The sequence below is a fragment of the Nocardioides sp. AN3 genome, assembly GCF_054653495.1.
On record NZ_BAAIGC010000118.1, the window covers coordinates 1 to 233 of the forward strand.

At 69.5% G+C, this 233-nt stretch carries 1 protein-coding gene; it reads right to left on the reverse strand.

Features of this window, described 5'->3' with window-relative positions:
• On the reverse strand, positions 1 to 233 hold a 233-nt coding region (locus ACYQ1K_RS28055; protein ID WP_459986913.1), incomplete at both ends, for a hypothetical protein.

Here is a 233-nt window from a genome sequence, read left to right on the forward strand (position 1 = left end):
GCGTCGACCGGATCGGTCTTGCGGGCGTTGCCGGTATCGAAGACCCGTACCCGGGCGGAAAGCTTCGCCGGCACGTCGACCACGGTCTCGCCGTCGGTCAGCAGTCGCTGTGCCAGGGGCCGGCCGACGCCTTGGGCGCCCTCGATGGCCCACCGGTGATGGGGCCATTGTTGGCGCACGTAGCCGAGCATGGCGTGGTAGTCGCGGTTCTTCGTGCCGAACTGGCCCTTGGC